Here is a 15,126-nt window from a genome sequence, read left to right as displayed (position 1 = left end):
CATGGGCACAGCACAGGAAGATTTCGCCGCCGTCGACACCTACCTGATCGACCACCTGGTGCACGAGGACCAGGCGCTCGCGGACACCCGGCGCAGCTCCGCAGAGACCGCGACCCCGGGGATCGACGTCACCCAGAGCATGGGAGCCTTCCTCGGTCTGCTGGTGCAGATCACCGGTGCCAGGAGGGTCCTGGAGTTCGGCACCCTTGCCGGGTATTCCAGCATCTGGATGGCACGAGCCATGGACGACGACGGCGCCGTGGTCACTCTGGACATCGACCCGGCGGCGGCGCAGGTGGCCCGGCGGAACTTCCACGCCGCCGGGGTCGCCGAGCGGGTCCAGGTCCGGGTCGGCCCGGCACTTGAATCGGCGGAGGCGCTGATCCAGGAGCAGGCGGAACCCTTCGACCTGGTGTTCATCGACGCGGACAAGGTCAAGACCCCGCACTACCTCGAGGCCTCCCTGGAGCTGTCACATCCGGGAACCGTGATCGTCATCGACAACGTGGTGCGCTCCGGCGCGGTGCTCGAGCAGGACAGCACCGACCCGGACATCCAAGGCATTCGGGCACTGATGGAGCTGATCCAGGCCGATGAGCGGCTCAGCGCCACCGCGCTGCAGACCGTGGGGCTCAAGGGCTGGGACGGATTCCTGCTGGCGCGGGTGAACTGACTCCGAAGTTCTGGCCAGGGATCACCGAATTTCAGGGTCCAGCCGGTGGGATAGCCTCGAATCCATGGATGAACAGGGGCATGCCGAGGGCGCGGGACGGGCGCCCACCGAACGCGAGATCGGCGTGGGCCCGTGGGAAGGACCCTGGCCGGAAGGCGAGCACTACGACCCGGAGCTGCTGCGCGAGGGTGACCGCCGCAACGTCGTCGACGAGTACCGCTATTGGTCTCATGACGCGATCGTCGCGGACCTCGATTCGCGCCGGCATGACTTCCACGTGGCCATCGAGAACTGGCAGCACGACTTCAACATCGGCACCGTGGTGCGCACCGCCAACGCGTTCCTGGCCAAAGAGGTCCACATCATCGGGCGCCGACGCTGGAACCGCCGCGGCGCCATGGTCACCGACCGCTATCAGCATGTCCGCCACCACCCGACGGTGGATGACTTCGTGGCCTGGGCCGAGTCCGAGGGTCTGCCGGTGCTCGGCGTCGACCTGTTTCCGGACTCCATGCCGATCGAGACCTATGCGCTGCCTCAGCGCTGCGTGCTGGTCTTCGGTCAGGAGGGTCCCGGACTCAGCGAAGAGGTGCGCGAGGCCGCCCAGGACACGCTGTCCATCGCGCAGTTCGGCTCCACCCGGTCCATCAACGCCGGCACCGCAGCGGGGATCGCGATGCACGCGTGGATCCGGCAGCACCGGTTCGCCGGCTGAGCGGCACCTACCGCTGGTCGGCCCAGGCCGCTGAGTGGGCGCAGAGTCGCAGACCTAAGGCGTCTCCCCGCGGCTCAGCTGCTCCATGAACTTCTCGATCCGCCGCGCCCGCGTCGCCGGATTCGCAGCGATCATCAGCTGGTGCAGCACGTGATACCTGCCCTGACTGCTCAGCGCCTCGAAGGTCGCCTTCGCGGCGGGGGAGACCTCCAGGGCTGCCGCGAGATCCCCTGGCACCTCGGCTCCGGCCTGACCGGAGTAGGCCCGATCCCAACGGCCATCGGCCTGGGCCCGCTCGATCTCCGCGAAGCCACGCTCCCGCATCCGACCCGAAGCGATCAGCGCCTCCACGTAGCCGACGTTTCGCTGCGACCAGATCGAGGCCTTCCGCCGCGGGGTGAACCGCTGCAGGAACGTGGCCTCGTCGCGCGCCCGGCGCTGCCCGTCGATCCACCCGCTGCACAGCGCCTCCTGCAGTGCCTCGGCGTAGCCCAGCGAGGTCGGTGAGGTGACACCCTTCTTGGCCATCACCAGCCAGACCCCCTCGGAGCTGTCCTCATGCTGATCCAGCCAAGCGCGCCAGGCAACGACGTCGGGCAGAGTCAGCTCCGGCGTCTCAGTCACCGCGGCCGGCCCTGGTGCTCTCCGGGGCTGCGGCCCAGCGGCTGAGGAACTCGGCCCCGGCCTCGTCATGGATCGCGCCGGTGGATGAGGTGAGCACCTCGTACTTGGTCTCCGGGATGCCGTCCTCGGGGCGGACGTCCACGTGGCTGACCGGCAGCCCGCGCTCGTGCAACCAGGTGGCCATGGCGTAGTCGGTGCGGGAGTCTCCCATGGTGAACCAGGTCCTGGCGGTGATCCCGCGGGCCTCGAGCAGGGTCAGCGAGCGCTGCGCGCCGATGTCCTTGCCCACGCCCTCGTGCTCCACATCGGTGGAGATGATGGTCGGGTCGATCCGGACATGCTCCAGCTGGTGCTTGCTCAAAAGGTCAGGGATCGCGGCGTCGAATTCCTTCTGCGCCTCGAGGTAGTCCTTGTTCTCGACCTCGGTGGACTGCTCCACGGAGACCATGGAGCGCTTGGTCTCGTCGAAGAACATGTGCTCGCTGAACCGTTCGGCCACCAGATCCCGGACGTCATCGAAGAGTGCGGTGGGAAGCGTGAGCTCCTCGTCGATGTGGATTTCGCCGAGGCCCTCGGGGGTGACCTCGGCCCAGACCGCGCCCTTCTCGCTGATCGTGAAGACCGGGGCGTCAGGCAGCAGGCCGGCGGCGCGCATCGGCGGGATCACCTGCTGGGCGATGAAGTCGTCCGAGCGTCCGGTGTTGAAGATGACCGGGATGCCCTGGTTGGCCATGGCGGCGAGGTCCCGGGCGATGGACTCGATGGCGACGGTGCGGCTGACCGGAGAGGCGATGGGCCCATCCACATCCAGCAGCAGTCCGAAGGGCGGGTTGGGGTTGAAGGAGGCAGTCTCAGCAGAAGAAGTCACCTTTCCATTATCCTGTAAGGGCCGACGCCGTGGGTCCGGCTGGCCGGAGAAGTCCGCTCTCCAGGGCGAGCGGCACCTCACGGGGCTATAGCTCAGCTGGTAGAGCGCGTCGTTCGCATCGACGAGGTCAGGGGTTCGACTCCCCTTAGCTCCACCGCGACGGATTCCTCCGCTGCTTGACCGCACCCATGGAGAGTCCGCGCACCAGCTGCTTCTGCGCGAGCCGACCGGCCAGGACCACTGGCAGTGAAGCCAGGACCGAGGCGGCCGAGAGCCGGGTGCGACGTGACGGCCTCGGCGGCGATTGTGGCTTCCTGGGCGCGCTCCGCCGAGAGCGTCGGTGAGAACGGTGAGCAGTGGGACGTGGCGCAGCCAGCCTTCAGCGGGCGCCGCGCCGATGCCCTGGAGACCCTGCGGGCAGAGGGTGCACGGCGTTGTTGCAGCGGATCCTGGCCTAGGTCTGCGGGTGCAGATGATCTGGACCGCGCCGAACCAGCTGCGCGTCGGCTCAGCCCCGCGCAGGTGGGGCTGGGGCTCCCTGGGGCGGTTGGATCTTCGGATACTGACCCTGGGTGTCGGCCACGGGGGCCTCGGTCGAAGACCGTTCGGCCTGCTCGGGTCGATGCGGCGAGGCATCCCAGTTCCGGTCGACGACGCGACGCTGGACCAGGATCGCTGCACCGAGGATCAGCAGTCCCAGAGCCGCGACGACCACTACGCCACCGATCGAACCGACTCCTGCTCCATAGCCGACGAGGATGCCGAACCAGCCGAAGTCGGTGTCTCCGAACGTGGTGTTGGCGCTTCCAAAGTCGCCAAGGACCAGGAGCAGAAGTGCCGGCAGGAACGTGATGAGGAGCCCGTTGACGAAACCGCCTGCTACTGCGCCGCGCCGACCACCGGTGGCGTTGCCGTAGACACCGGCTGCGCCTCCGGTGAAGAAGTGCGGCACCAGCCCCGGCAGGATGAGGGCCAGTCCGAGCGCCGGGTTGAGCCAGAGGGTCAGCGCTGCGAGCCCCACCAGTCCTCCGGTGAAGCTGGAGAGGAACCCGATCAGCACGGCGTTCTGCGCGTAGGGGAAGACGATCGGTGCGTCCAGGGCGGGGATGGCGCCTGGAACGATCTTGGCTGCGATGCCCTGGAACGCGGGGACGATCTCTCCGAGGATGGTGCGGACGCCGAAGAGTATGACTGCTACTGCGATGCCGAACTGCAGTCCCTGGGTCACCGAGAGCATGATGAAGTTGCCGAAGTTCTCGGCCCCACCGTCGAATGCCTCATACGCCGCTTCACCCTCGCGGGCGAAGAAGATCATGGCGACCACCACGTACATGATCACCATGGACAGCGCGGTCGCGACCATGGAGTCTCGCAGGAAGCGCAGGCCTTCGGGCAGTTTCAGGTCTTCCGTGGATCGGCTGGACTTGCCACCGACCAGGCGTCCCACGGTTCCTGCCGCGACGTAGCCGGCGGTGCCGAAATGACCCATGGCAATGCTGTCATCGCCGGTGATCTTGCGGGTGAAGGGCTGTGAAAAGGCAGGAAGCGAGACCATCAGGATGCCCAGCAGCGCGCCACCCAGCCCAACTGTGAGTGGCCCCGAGTAGCCTGCAGTGGCCAGCACGATGGTCAGCAGCGTCGCCATGAACAGGATGTGGTGGCCGGTGAGGAAGACGTAGCTCAGCGGAGTGAAACGCGCCAAGACCAGGCTGATGGCGAATCCAGCGATCATCAGCCATGCCACCTGCGCGCCGTAGGTCTCCTGAGCGATGCCGACGATGGCTTCGTTGGTGGGGATGACGCCCTGGGCGCCGGTCGCTCCCTGGATCATGATCCCCAGCGGATCCAAGGACGCCACGACAAGCCCGGCCCCTGCGCCGATCAGCAGGAAGCCAAGTATCGCCTTCATGGCACCACCGATGATCTGTCCGGTGGATTTCTTGAGCGCGATCAGCCCGACGGCGACGATGATGCCGATCAGGAACGCTGGAACGGAGAGAATCTCGTTGACGAGGAACTCTGGGATTGCGATGAGCCAGTCCATGTCTGCTCCTTAGACGTTGTAGAGCTCACGCAGCGCGCGGTCGAGCTCGTCCTTGCTTGTGAAGTTTTCGATGACTTTGATCGGGATGCCGACGTCGCCCAGGGACTTTGCGATCTCGCCGGAGGTGAGAATGGCCTTCGCCTCCGAGGCCCTCCCGCGAGCGGAGATGGTGTCGGTGGCTTCTACGTTCAGGTGCCGCCCCCATCCCCACGTGTCGAGAACACCTTCGAGGGTGTTTTTCAGGAACAACGAGGTCCCGAGGCCGTTGCCGCAGACCGTGAGGATCAGGTGCTGTTCATTCCCACCCGAGGACCGGTTCTTGGTGTCTGCGACCGTGGTGGGTGCGCCTTCTCCGCTGAGGATGGCCGAGATGGCGGCGGGGGAAGGAGCGGCGTCCAGTGCGGCACGGGTGTCGTCATCGCCCAGGACGCCACTGAGCTCGGCGAGGGCATTCGTGTGGTCTTTGGAATCTACGGCGGCAAGGGCCACGATCAAGGAGACCGGGTCGTTCTCACCGCTTCCGAAGTCCACCGGTTCCTTCAGCCGGACCCATGACATGCCGGTGTGGTGCACGGCCTCCGAGGGGCGCGCATGCGCGAAAGCAAAGCCAGGGGCGATCACGATATAGGGGCCGTTCTCGACGACGTTGTCGATCATGGCCTGGGTGTACTCGGCAGAGGCGATGCCTGACTTCTCCAAGAGGCCACCGGCGAGGCGGATCGCGGACTGCCAGTCGGGCGCCTCGGCCTCCAGCACGATCGAGTCCTGGTGGATGAGTTCAGGGAGTGATGAGGTCATGATGATCCGTTCTACTCAGACCTGCTCGTGGGTCGCAGGGTGTGGGCTTGAAGGCCGTATCCTCGGTGACGAAGGTCACATGCTCATTATTCTACAAAGAGCCGACGCCGCGGGGCCGGTGCACCGCAGAGGTCCGGTTTTTGACGGCAAACGGCAGGTCACGGGCGATAGCTCAGCTGGTGGAGCGCCTCGTTCACGTCGACGAGATCAGGGTTCGACTCCATTCAGCCCCACTCTTCGATGTCGAGGTGCAGCTGCTGCACGGGAGGGATCAGAGGTGAAGCTGCTGGACGCACTGCGACGGCGATTCATCCACGCGCTCAGGGCGCTTCTGCCGATCCTGCTCGTCGTCGTGCTCTTCCAGGCGGCGGTCTTTCGTCAAGTCCCTGAAGGCGCCGGCTCCATCCTTCTTGGGCTGGTGATCGTCGCGGCGGGGATCGCGCTCTTCCTCGAGGGCCTGGAGCGCAGCGTCTTCCCGGTCGGGAAGTCGATCACCAACAAGCTGGTGAAGACGGCGTCGTTCTGGAAGCTTCTTCCCTTCTGCTTCTTCATCGGGTTCGCGGCGGTCATTGCTGAGCCGGCGCTGATCTCGGTCGCGGACCAGGCGGAGCTGGTCAGCGAGGGTCGGATCAACAGCATGACCCTTCGATTCGTGATCGCGCTGAGCGTGGGGGTGGTGATGGTCCTCGGTGCGCTGCGGGTGTTCCTGGGCTGGGCCCTGCACCGGGTCCTGCTCATCGGCTATTCCGTGGTCATCGCGCTCACGCTGATCTCGCCGGAGGAGGTCGCCAGCCTGGCCTATGACTCGGGCGGGGTGACCACGAACATCGTGACGGTCCCACTCATCGCTGCCATCGGAATCGGCATGGCCGCCTCGATCCGTGGTCGGAGCCGCCTTGGGGACGGCTTCGGTCTGGTGGCGCTGTGCGTCATGGTCCCGATGATCAGTGTCCAGCTCTACGGGATCGCGGTGTATCGGTTTAGTGATGCCGGGTCAGTGGCCGCCACCGATTCAACAGACGAAGCGCTCTGGTGGCTGGAGCTGTTCGTGGGACTGATGACCGTGGTTCGCGACGTGCTTCCGGTGATCGCCGTGGTGCTGTTCTTCCAGTTCGTGGTGCGGCGCAGGCGCCTGGGCAACCCCATCAGGGTCACGGTCGGCTTCGCGATGGTCATCCTCGGGCTCTATGAGTTCATCGTGGGGCTGGAGATCGGACTCCTGCCGATGGGCAGCCAGATGGCGGCGCAGCTCATCGAGACGGACCAGACCCTGCTCATCATCGCCTTCGGTGTCCTGATCGGATTCGCCACAACCATGGCAGAGCCTGCCCTGATGGCCATCAGCGAGGAGGCGCAGGAGATCTCGGAGAAGCGGCTGAACGCGAACATGCTCAGGATCCTGGTGGCCTGCGGCGTAGCGGTGGGGATCGGAGTCGGCGTGTTGCGGATCCTTACCGGGGGATCCTTCGTGGCGATCATCATCGGGCTGTACCTGCTCGCCCTGTTCCTGCTTCTGCTGGCACCCAAGGACCTGGTTCCGCTGTCCTTCGACCTCGGTGGAGTCACCACCAGCGAGATCACCGTCCCGCTGATCACCGCCCTGGGAATCGGCCTGGCAACTGCCACTCCGGGCAGGGACATGCTTATGGACGGTTTCGGGCTCATCGCGTTCGCCTCGGTCGGTCCGGTGATCGCGGTCCTCGCCTATGCTTGCGTCGTGAGATTCGCCGCCACGGCGCGAGCTCGAGAACCCTCATCGACGTCCCCCAAGGAGACATGATGTCGCACAGAGTCGTCTTTGTCGTGATCCCCGACGATCAGGAGGAGAGGGCGATCTCGCTGGTCGAGGACGCTGGAGCCACCGGGGTCACGGCGCTCTCGGCGCGCGGTGTGGGGGCTCATCCACATAAGACGTTCTTCGGGGTCCGCTTCACGGGCGCGCAGTCGGTGCTCATGATGGTCGTGCCCGAGGAAAAGGTCCAACCCATCACAGACTCCCTGCACGAGGTCCTGTTCAAGCGCGGCGAGTCCCACGGCATCTGCTTCTCGGTCCCGGTGGACCAGGTCTCGATGCCTGTGTCCGACCACGGGCCGTGAGCCGGATGCACCCAAGCAGCCGTTCCATGTCAGATTCCGGGCCTGCCGACCGGTGCGCTCGGTCGCTTCAGGGTTTCCACACCGGGCCGAGGTGGGCGCGGCAAGGTTCCTCGGAGAGGGGCTTGGGGCTTCGAGTCTGGCCTCCGTGGGTCACCGTCCCCCTCCTCCCCAGACCCACCACCCGGTAGGATCGCTCCAACGCCGCCACAATGAGGTGGCGGTGCCATGAGTTGAGGGAGATTGCACCTATGTTCTCGAAGATCCTGGTCGCCAACCGCGGGGAGATCGCCATCCGGGCGTTCCGCGCCGGCGTCGAACTCGGGGCGCGCACCGTCGCCGTGTACCCCCATGAGGACCGCAACTCCTTCCACCGCCAGAAGGCTGACGAGGCCTACCGGATCGGCGAGGAGGGCCACGCGGTCCGCGCCTACCTGAACATCGAGGAGATCATCCGCGTCGCCAAGGACGCCGGCGTCGACGCCATCTACCCCGGCTACGGATTCCTCTCCGAGAACCCCGATCTGGCCCGCGCCGCCGAGGCTGCCGGGATCACCTTCATCGGCCCGCCCGCTGATGTCCTGGAATCCACCGGTGACAAGGTCAAGGCCCTGCGCGCCGCCAAGAAGGCCGGCGTTCCCGTCCTGCAGAGCTCCGAGCCCTCCAAGGACACCGAGGAGCTGACTCGCGCCGCCGAGGAGATCGGATTCCCGATCTTCGTCAAGGCCGTCGCCGGCGGCGGCGGTCGCGGGATGCGCCGGGTGGACAAGCGCGAAGACCTCGCCGAATCCCTGCGCTCGGCCATGCACGAGGCCGAGACCGCCTTCGGCAACCCCACGGTGTTCCTGGAACAGGCCGTGCTGCGCCCCCGGCACATCGAGGTCCAGATCCTCGCCGACGGCGAGGGCAACGTGGTCCACCTCTTCGAGCGTGACTGCTCGCTGCAGCGGCGCTACCAGAAGGTCGTGGAGATTGCACCGGCCCCGCATCTGGACGAGGACATCCGCCAGGCGCTGCACCGCGACGCCGTGGCCTTCGCCAAGGCCATGAACTACCGCAACGCCGGCACCGTGGAGTTCCTGGTGGACACCGTCGGTGAGCGTGCTGGCCAGCACGTGTTCATCGAGATGAACCCGCGCATTCAGGTGGAGCATACGGTCACCGAAGAGATCACCGACATCGACCTGGTCTCCGCGCAGATGCGCATCGCTGCAGGCGAGACCCTCGAGGACCTCGACATCAGGCAGGAAGACCTCCGGGTCCGGGGCTCCGCCATGCAGTGCCGGATCACCACCGAGGATCCGGCCAACGAGTTCCGCCCCGACATCGGCACCGTCACCGTCTACCGCTCCGCCGGCGGCTCGGGCATCCGGCTCGACGGCGGCACGGTCTACGCCGGAGCCGAGATCAGCCCGCACTTCGACTCGATGCTGGTCAAGCTCACCGCCCGTGGTCGCAACCACCAGACCGCCATCGCCCGTGCCCGCCGCGCGCTCTCGGAGTTTCGGATCCGCGGGGTCGCCACCAACATCCCGTTCCTGCTCAACGTGCTGGACTCCAAGGAATTCCTCGCCGGAGACGTGGCCACCGACTTCATCGACGCCCACCCGGAGCTGGCCAAGATCAACCGCTCCCAGGACCGAGGCTCGAAGGCGCTGCAGTACCTGGCTGACATCACGGTGAACCAGCCGCACGGTCCCCGCGTGGAGGGCATCGACCCGCGCGACAAGCTCCCGCACTTCCCCGGGGACAAGCGCGACGAGCCCGACCGCAGCCCCTTCGACGGCCCCTCGGACCACCCGAAGCCCGAGGGCTGGCGCCAGGTGCTCATCAAAGAGGGCCCCGAAGGCTTCGCCAAGAAGCTCCGGGCACAGACAGCGCTGGCGGTCACCGACACCACCTTCCGCGACGCCCACCAGTCGCTGCTCGCCACCCGGGTGCGCACCCGCGACCTGCTGGCCGCCGCGCCCGCCGTGGCCCATGTGACTCCGGGGCTGTTCTCAGTGGAGGCCTGGGGCGGGGCCACCTACGACGTCGCGCTGCGCTTCCTCACCGAGGACCCCTGGGACCGGCTGCGCCTGCTGCGCGCGGAGCTGCCGAACATCCCGATCCAGATGCTGCTGCGCGGGCGCAACACCGTGGGCTACACCCCCTACCCCTTGGAGGTCACCGACGCCTTCGTGGCTGAGGCCGCCGCCACGGGGGTGGACATCTTCCGGATCTTCGACGCGCTCAACGACGTGAACCAGATCGTCCCGGCCATCGAGGCGGTCCGCAAGACCGGCGCCGCCGTGGCCGAGGCTGCCATCTGTTACACCGGGAACCTCTCGGACCCGGACGAGGACCTCTACACCCTGGACTACTACCTCGGTCTGGCCGAGCAGATGGTCGACGCCGGCGCGCACATCCTTGCGATCAAGGACATGGCCGGACTCCTGCGTCCCTCGGCGGCGAAGACGCTGGTCACGGCGCTGCGGGAACGCTTCGACCTGCCGGTGCACCTGCACACCCACGACACCGCCGGGGGCCAGCTGGGGACCCTGCTGGCCGCCGCCGAAGCCGGGGTCGACGCCGTGGACGTCGCCGTGGCCTCGATGGCCGCGACCACCTCCCAGCCGCCGGCCTCCGCCCTGGTCGCGGCACTGGAGCACACCGAACGGGACACCGGCCTGGGGTTGGCGGCCGTGGCCTCCATGGAGCCCTACTGGGAGGCCGTGCGCTCGATCTACCGACCCTTTGAATCCGGGTTGACCAGCCCCACCGGCCGGGTCTACCGGCATGAGATCCCGGGTGGTCAGCTCTCGAACCTGCGCCAGCAGGCCATCGCGCTGGGCCTGGGGGAGCGGTTCGAGAACATCGAGGACATGTACCACGCGGCCGACACCATGCTGGGTCGGCTGGTGAAGGTCACCCCCTCCTCCAAGGTGGTCGGGGACCTCGCGCTGCAGCTGGTCGGCATGGACGTGGACCCGCAGGAGTTCGAGGCCAATCCGCAGAGCTTCGACCTGCCCGATTCGGTGATCCAGTTCCTCGCCGGTCAGCTTGGGGACCCGCCAGGCGGTTGGCCCGAGCCGTTCCGCTCCAAGGCGCTGGAAGGCCGCACGATCAAGCCCCTGGACCAGGAGCTCAGCGAAGAAGACTCCAAAGCCCTGCGATCAGCCGACGCCGCCGAGCGGCGCCGCACGCTGAACCGGCTGCTCTTCCCGGGTCCCACCAAGGACTTCGAGGCGGCCCGGGAGAAGTACGGCGACGTTCAGGTGCTGCATACCCGGGACTTCCTCTACGGGATGCGCACCGGGTACGAACACGTCATCTCTCTGGGCAAGGGCGTGCGGCTGCTGGTCACGCTGCAGACCGTCTCAGACCCTGACCCCAAGGGTGTGCGGACCGTGATGTGCACGCTCAACGGTCAGGCTCGCCAGGTGGGCGCTCGTGATGACTCGGTGGAGGCGACCGTGGCATTGGCGGAGAAGGCCGACACCTCCAAGCCTGGCCACGTCGCCGCGCCCTTCGCCGGAGCGGTCTCGCTCACCGTCGAAGAGGGCGACACCGTGGAAGCCGGGCAGAACGTGGCCACCATCGAGGCGATGAAGATGGAGGCCGGGATCACCAGCCACGTCGCGGGCACCGTGACCCGGGCGGTGATCAGCGGCGTGCGGCAGGTCGACGGCGGAGATCTGCTCCTCGTCGTCGAGTAGTTCTTCGGACAGGCCGGTGACTGTGGTGGGGCTGTCCCGTCGCGCTCAGCGGGGCCCCCGTCACATGAGCATCAGTGCCCGGTGAGCGAGTTCAGCAGGAAGCTGCGCAGCTCGTGATATTTCGGGTCCTGCTCCAGGTTCTCCACATCACGCGGCCGGGTAAACGGGACCTTCATGTCGTGGACGATCTGCGCATTCGGTCCGGCCCCCATCACCAGAATCCGGTCGGAGAGCAGCAGCGCCTCGTCCACGTCGTGGGTGACCATGATGCAGGTGCGTTTCTGCTGTTCGCACAGCTCCAACAGCTGAAGCTGCAGCTCGTGCCGGGTGAGCGCATCCAGCGCCCCGAGGGGCTCGTCGAGCAGCATCACCTTGGGCTCCAGCGCGAAGGCCCGGGCGATTCCCACGCGTTGCTGCATGCCGCCGGAGAGCTGGGTGGGCCGCCGGTCTGCTGCGTGGGAGAGGTTCACCAGCTGAAGATACTCATCGGCCAGCGACTCGAGCTCCTGCTTGCTGCGCTTCTTGTGCGGATCGGTCTCCAGCGCGAAGAGCACGTTCTGTCGGGCGGACATCCAAGGCAGCAGCACGTGCTGCTGGAAGACGATGCCCAGCTCCCGGCTCGGTGCGGTGATCGGCTGCCCGGCCAGCGAGATCGTGCCTTCGTCGACCGACTCCAGGCCGGCGATCATCTTCAGGATGGTGGACTTGCCGCAGCCCGAGGGGCCGATGATCGTGATGAACTCACCCTCCTCGATGTCGACGTCGGTGGTGCCGACGATCCGCTGGAAGCCCTTCTTCCGATCAGGGAATCCCTTGGTGATGCCCTCGAGCTTCACCACCGGTTCGGTGCTGGTGTGCGCTGCAGGAAGAGTCTCGGCGGTCATGTCTGGGTCTCCTGATGGTTCGGGCTTCGTCTCGGGCGTGGGTGTCTCAGGACTTGGGGACCAGGCGCTGCAGCTGGGCGATCGAGCGGTCGAGCAGGAAGCCGACGCCGCCGATGATCACGATGGCCACCACGATGCTGGGAGTGTTCAGCGCGTTCCATTCGTTCCAGACGAAGTGGCCCATCCCGCGGCCGCCGACGATCATCTCGGCGGCGACGATCACCAGCCAGGCCGTGGAGAGCGCGGTGCGCAGACCCGTCACGATGGCGGGCAGCGTGGCCGGAAGCAGGACCTTGAAGACCCGGGTCCTGGTGTCGGTCTCCAGGGATTTCGCCAGATCCAGGAACAGCGGGTTGACCCGGCGGACCCCGTCGATGGTCGAGACCAGGATCGGCCAGAGCGCGGCCATGAAGATCACGAAGATCGCGGTCATCTGGGAATCGCGCAGCAGCGCCAGGCCCAGCGGCAGCCACGCCAGGGGTGAGACCGGGCGCAGGATCTGGATGAACGGGTCCATGCCGTCGTGGATCACCCGGGAGGTTCCCAGCAGCAGGCCCAGCGGGACGGCGATGATCGCGGCCAGGCCGAAGCCCAGGAGCACCCGCTGGATGGAGGCGAGCAGGTGGTAGAAGATGCCCACGTTGTTGGGCCCGTCCAGCAGGAAGGCCGTGCCGAGCATCTCCAACAGCCGGTCCCAGGTGGCCCCGGGGGTGGGGGCGAGGCCGCCGTCGTCGAGACCCACGGTGGCCAGGTGCCAGATCCCGATGAACCCGAGGAAGAAGATCACGAAGAGTCCGGTGGTCTGGATCCGGTCCCGGGTGCGCTGGGCCCTCGCCCGCTGCTGCAGCGCCTCTGGGGCGGTGTTGGTGTGCGGCTGCTGCGCCGCACCGGTGGTGTCGGGGGCTTCTGTGGTCTCAGTGGTCTGGGTGCTCATAGGTTCACCTGTTTCTCGGTCCAGGGCAGCGGATCCGCCGGGTCGAATCTGCGTCCGATGATGGTCTCGGTCTCCCGCGGGGTGGTGTCTGCGCCGAGCGCCTCGAGGATCGGGGTTGCCGCGTCGGGGTCGAGCACCTGGCGGACCGCGGACTGGTAGTCCGCCGCTGTTTCGTAGCCGGCGGTGGGCGCGAGGTCCCAGCGCTGGAGCTGGGTCAGCGCCCAGATCGCATAGGACTCGTGGGGGTAGGGGCGAAAGCCGATGCGGTCTTCAACAGACCGGGTGGTCCCGGTGCCGTCCTCGAACTCGCCGGTGAGCACCGCGGCGATGACCGCGGGGTCCTGGCTGAGGAACGCGCGCCCCGCCATGGTCTCTGCCGCAGTGGCGCGGTTCTCTTCCCTGTCGGTCCAGAGCGCTGAATCTCCGATGGCCCGCAGCAGCGTGGTGTAGGTGTTCGGATACGCGGAGGCGAACTCATCGGCCACGGTGAAGCTGCAGCAGGGGTGCCCGTCCCAGAGGTCCTTGGAGAGCATGTGCAGGTAGCCGGCTCCCAGGGCGACGGCGCGCTGGTTGAACGGGTCCGGGGCGAGGAAGCCATCGATGTCGCCGACGTTGAGCGAGGCGACCATGTCCGAGGGGCGCATCACCTGGATGCCGACGTCGTAGTCCGGGTCCAGCCCACCCAGTGTGAGGTAGTCCCGCAGCAGCAGGTTATGCCCGGAGTAGTCGAAGGGCACCGCGATTCTCAGGCCGCGGAAGTCCTCCGCGCCGCGCACCCGATTCATGTGTTCGGTGCCCAGCGTGATGGCCTGCCCGTTGACATTGGTGATGTAGGGCATCCGAGAATCCCGCTGGCCGGCGGCGAAGTTGTGATGGATGCCCAGCGGCATCGGGCTGAGCATCTGGGTGGCGTCGAGCTCTCCGGCGACATAGGCGATCCACAGCTCACCCCAGCCGGTGTAGCGCTGCAGCGTCACGTTGAGCCCATACTGCTCGAAGATTCCCATGGCGGCGGCGTTGATGATCGGGGAGGAGCAGGTGATCGGCACGAAGCCCAGCGTGACGTCGCGGACTTCGAGGTCCCCGGCAGGATCCAGGGCCGCGCTGAAATCGATCCCCAGCGGGTTGGTGTTCGGGGCGCCTCCGGTGGGGGTGCACCCGGCGAGCAGGCTCGCTCCGAGCGCCCCGCCGCCGAGGCTGAGCAGGTTGCGCCGGGAGAGGTGACGGTGTCCCACGGTCACCACCGGTAATCGAGGAACTTGCCGTCCAAGGTCACGACGACGCGGTCCCCATCGGGGTGGGCGCGACGCGCGACGTCGAGCTGGAAGTTGATCGCGCTCATGATGCCGTCGCCGAACTCCTCATGGATCAGTTCCTTGATCGTGGGGCCGTAGACCATGAGGGCCTCCTGAAAGCGGTAGATGGTCGGATCCGCCAGCACGTCCTCACTCAGCGGTCCGCGGTAGGGCTGCATCTGCAGGGCCTCTGTGACGGCGTCGTCCAGGCTCAGCAGCTCCTGCACCACGGTGGCCTGGGCTGCGGTCATGGGGTGGCTGCCGAGCAGGGCGGCGGTGCTCCATTCCTTCGCCACCCCCAGCTGTTCGGCGATCTGCGCCCAGGTGATTCCTGCCCGATGGCGGGCCACCCGGATGTGCTCGGCGGCTTCTCTCTTGCTGATGAACGGCTCCACGTGTCTCGTCCTCCTCTTTTCGACGGCGCCGGCCCGGAGTGGCCCCGGCGCGATTCCGAACCTAGGTCGGTGCGGAACCGGCCAACAAGGCGATCTGCGCGGAT

Annotated in this window: 13 protein-coding genes and 1 tRNA gene; 6 read left to right on the top strand and 8 right to left on the bottom strand. The window is 66.9% G+C overall.

Annotated elements, in window-relative coordinates; translation table 11 throughout:
• Position 1 precedes the first annotated feature (1 nt).
• On the top strand, positions 2-673 hold the full coding sequence (locus EV640_RS02045) for an O-methyltransferase (RefSeq protein WP_036474573.1): 672 nt from the start codon (positions 2-4) through the stop codon (positions 671-673).
• Between the two features lie 64 nt (positions 674-737).
• On the top strand, positions 738-1,388 hold the full coding sequence (locus EV640_RS02040; protein WP_133725634.1) for a TrmH family RNA methyltransferase: 651 nt from the start codon (positions 738-740) through the stop codon (positions 1,386-1,388).
• 54 nt (positions 1,389-1,442) lie between these two features.
• Here EV640_RS02040 and EV640_RS02035 read toward each other — a convergent pair whose 3' ends face one another.
• Together EV640_RS02035 and EV640_RS02030 are read right to left on the bottom strand one after the other, a co-directional pair.
• A complete protein-coding gene (locus EV640_RS02035; protein WP_243832194.1) occupies positions 1,443-2,012 on the bottom strand; it encodes a YdeI/OmpD-associated family protein in 570 nt (189 codons plus the stop codon).
• Positions 2,005-2,880, bottom strand: a complete 876-nt coding sequence (locus EV640_RS02030; RefSeq protein WP_133725632.1) for a Cof-type HAD-IIB family hydrolase — start codon at positions 2,878-2,880, stop codon at positions 2,005-2,007. The genes EV640_RS02035 and EV640_RS02030 overlap by 8 nt, the downstream gene beginning before the upstream one ends.
• Before the next feature lie 81 nt (positions 2,881-2,961).
• Between EV640_RS02030 and EV640_RS02025 the strand changes: the two genes are divergently transcribed.
• Positions 2,962-3,034, top strand: a tRNA-Ala gene (locus EV640_RS02025).
• A gap of 354 nt (positions 3,035-3,388) precedes the next feature.
• On the opposite strand, the gene EV640_RS02020 is transcribed toward EV640_RS02025, so the two are convergent.
• Both EV640_RS02020 and EV640_RS02015 read right to left on the bottom strand, forming a co-directional pair.
• Positions 3,389-4,924 carry a PTS ascorbate transporter subunit IIC gene (locus EV640_RS02020; RefSeq protein ID WP_036474570.1) on the bottom strand — a complete coding sequence of 512 codons (1,536 nt, stop codon included), beginning with the start codon at positions 4,922-4,924 and terminating at the stop codon, positions 3,389-3,391.
• Between the two features lie 9 nt (positions 4,925-4,933).
• Positions 4,934-5,722 carry a PTS sugar transporter subunit IIAB gene (locus tag EV640_RS02015; protein ID WP_036474569.1) on the bottom strand — a complete coding sequence of 263 codons (789 nt, stop codon included), beginning with the start codon at positions 5,720-5,722 and terminating at the stop codon, positions 4,934-4,936.
• A gap of 277 nt (positions 5,723-5,999) precedes the next feature.
• Between EV640_RS02015 and EV640_RS02010 the strand changes: the two genes are divergently transcribed.
• The 3 genes from EV640_RS02010 to EV640_RS02000 all read left to right on the top strand — a co-directional run bounded on the left by EV640_RS02010 (position 6,000) and on the right by EV640_RS02000 (position 11,514).
• A complete protein-coding gene (locus EV640_RS02010; protein WP_243832193.1) occupies positions 6,000-7,502 on the top strand; it encodes a DUF1538 domain-containing protein in 1,503 nt (500 codons plus the stop codon).
• Entirely contained in the window at positions 7,499-7,819 is a 321-nt protein-coding gene (locus EV640_RS02005) for a P-II family nitrogen regulator (protein ID WP_133725630.1), read from the top strand. Before EV640_RS02010 ends, EV640_RS02005 begins: the two co-directional genes overlap by 4 nt.
• A 248-nt stretch (positions 7,820-8,067) precedes the next feature.
• Entirely contained in the window at positions 8,068-11,514 is a 3,447-nt protein-coding gene (locus EV640_RS02000) for a pyruvate carboxylase (protein WP_133725629.1), read from the top strand.
• A gap of 71 nt (positions 11,515-11,585) precedes the next feature.
• Here EV640_RS02000 and EV640_RS01995 read toward each other — a convergent pair whose 3' ends face one another.
• The 4 genes from EV640_RS01995 to cynS are packed head-to-tail and all read right to left on the bottom strand — an operon-like array spanning position 11,586 to position 15,022.
• Positions 11,586-12,398, bottom strand: coding sequence for an ABC transporter ATP-binding protein (locus EV640_RS01995; protein ID WP_133725628.1), 813 nt, complete (start codon positions 12,396-12,398; stop codon positions 11,586-11,588).
• A 46-nt stretch (positions 12,399-12,444) separates the two neighbouring features.
• Positions 12,445-13,332 (bottom strand): ABC transporter permease, encoded by an 888-nt coding sequence (locus EV640_RS01990; protein WP_084479448.1) that lies wholly within the window; start codon positions 13,330-13,332, stop codon positions 12,445-12,447.
• Positions 13,329-14,567 (bottom strand): ABC transporter substrate-binding protein, encoded by a 1,239-nt coding sequence (locus EV640_RS01985; protein ID WP_166645843.1) that lies wholly within the window; start codon positions 14,565-14,567, stop codon positions 13,329-13,331. Before EV640_RS01985 ends, EV640_RS01990 begins: the two co-directional genes overlap by 4 nt.
• Positions 14,568-14,569: 2 nt before the next feature.
• A complete protein-coding gene (cynS, locus tag EV640_RS01980) occupies positions 14,570-15,022 on the bottom strand; it encodes a cyanase (RefSeq protein WP_036474563.1) in 453 nt (150 codons plus the stop codon).
• Positions 15,023-15,126: the final 104 nt, after the last annotated feature.

This window comes from Nesterenkonia aurantiaca (genome assembly GCF_004364585.1).
In the GTDB taxonomy this organism is placed as follows: Bacteria; Actinomycetota; Actinomycetes; order Actinomycetales; family Micrococcaceae; genus Nesterenkonia; species Nesterenkonia aurantiaca.
Note: the sequence above shows the minus strand (reverse complement) of the source record. Positions and strands in the feature narration are given on the sequence as shown.

Bases quoted from the DNA above. Each gene is read 5' to 3' on its own strand.
- EV640_RS01990 (WP_084479448.1), bottom strand. From the start codon at position 13,332: ATGAGCACCCAGACCACTGAGACCACAGAAGCCCCCGACACCACCGGT.
- EV640_RS02000 (WP_133725629.1), top strand. From the start codon at position 8,068: ATGTTCTCGAAGATCCTGGTCGCCAACCGCGGGGAGATCGCCATCCGG.
- EV640_RS01995 (WP_133725628.1), bottom strand. From the start codon at position 12,398: ATGACCGCCGAGACTCTTCCTGCAGCGCACACCAGCACCGAACCGGTG.
- EV640_RS02005 (WP_133725630.1), top strand. From the start codon at position 7,499: ATGATGTCGCACAGAGTCGTCTTTGTCGTGATCCCCGACGATCAGGAG.
- EV640_RS02015 (WP_036474569.1), bottom strand. From the start codon at position 5,722: ATGACCTCATCACTCCCTGAACTCATCCACCAGGACTCGATCGTGCTG.
- EV640_RS02020 (WP_036474570.1), bottom strand. From the start codon at position 4,924: ATGGACTGGCTCATCGCAATCCCAGAGTTCCTCGTCAACGAGATTCTC.
- EV640_RS02045 (WP_036474573.1), top strand. From the start codon at position 2: ATGGGCACAGCACAGGAAGATTTCGCCGCCGTCGACACCTACCTGATC.
- EV640_RS02040 (WP_133725634.1), top strand. From the start codon at position 738: ATGGATGAACAGGGGCATGCCGAGGGCGCGGGACGGGCGCCCACCGAA.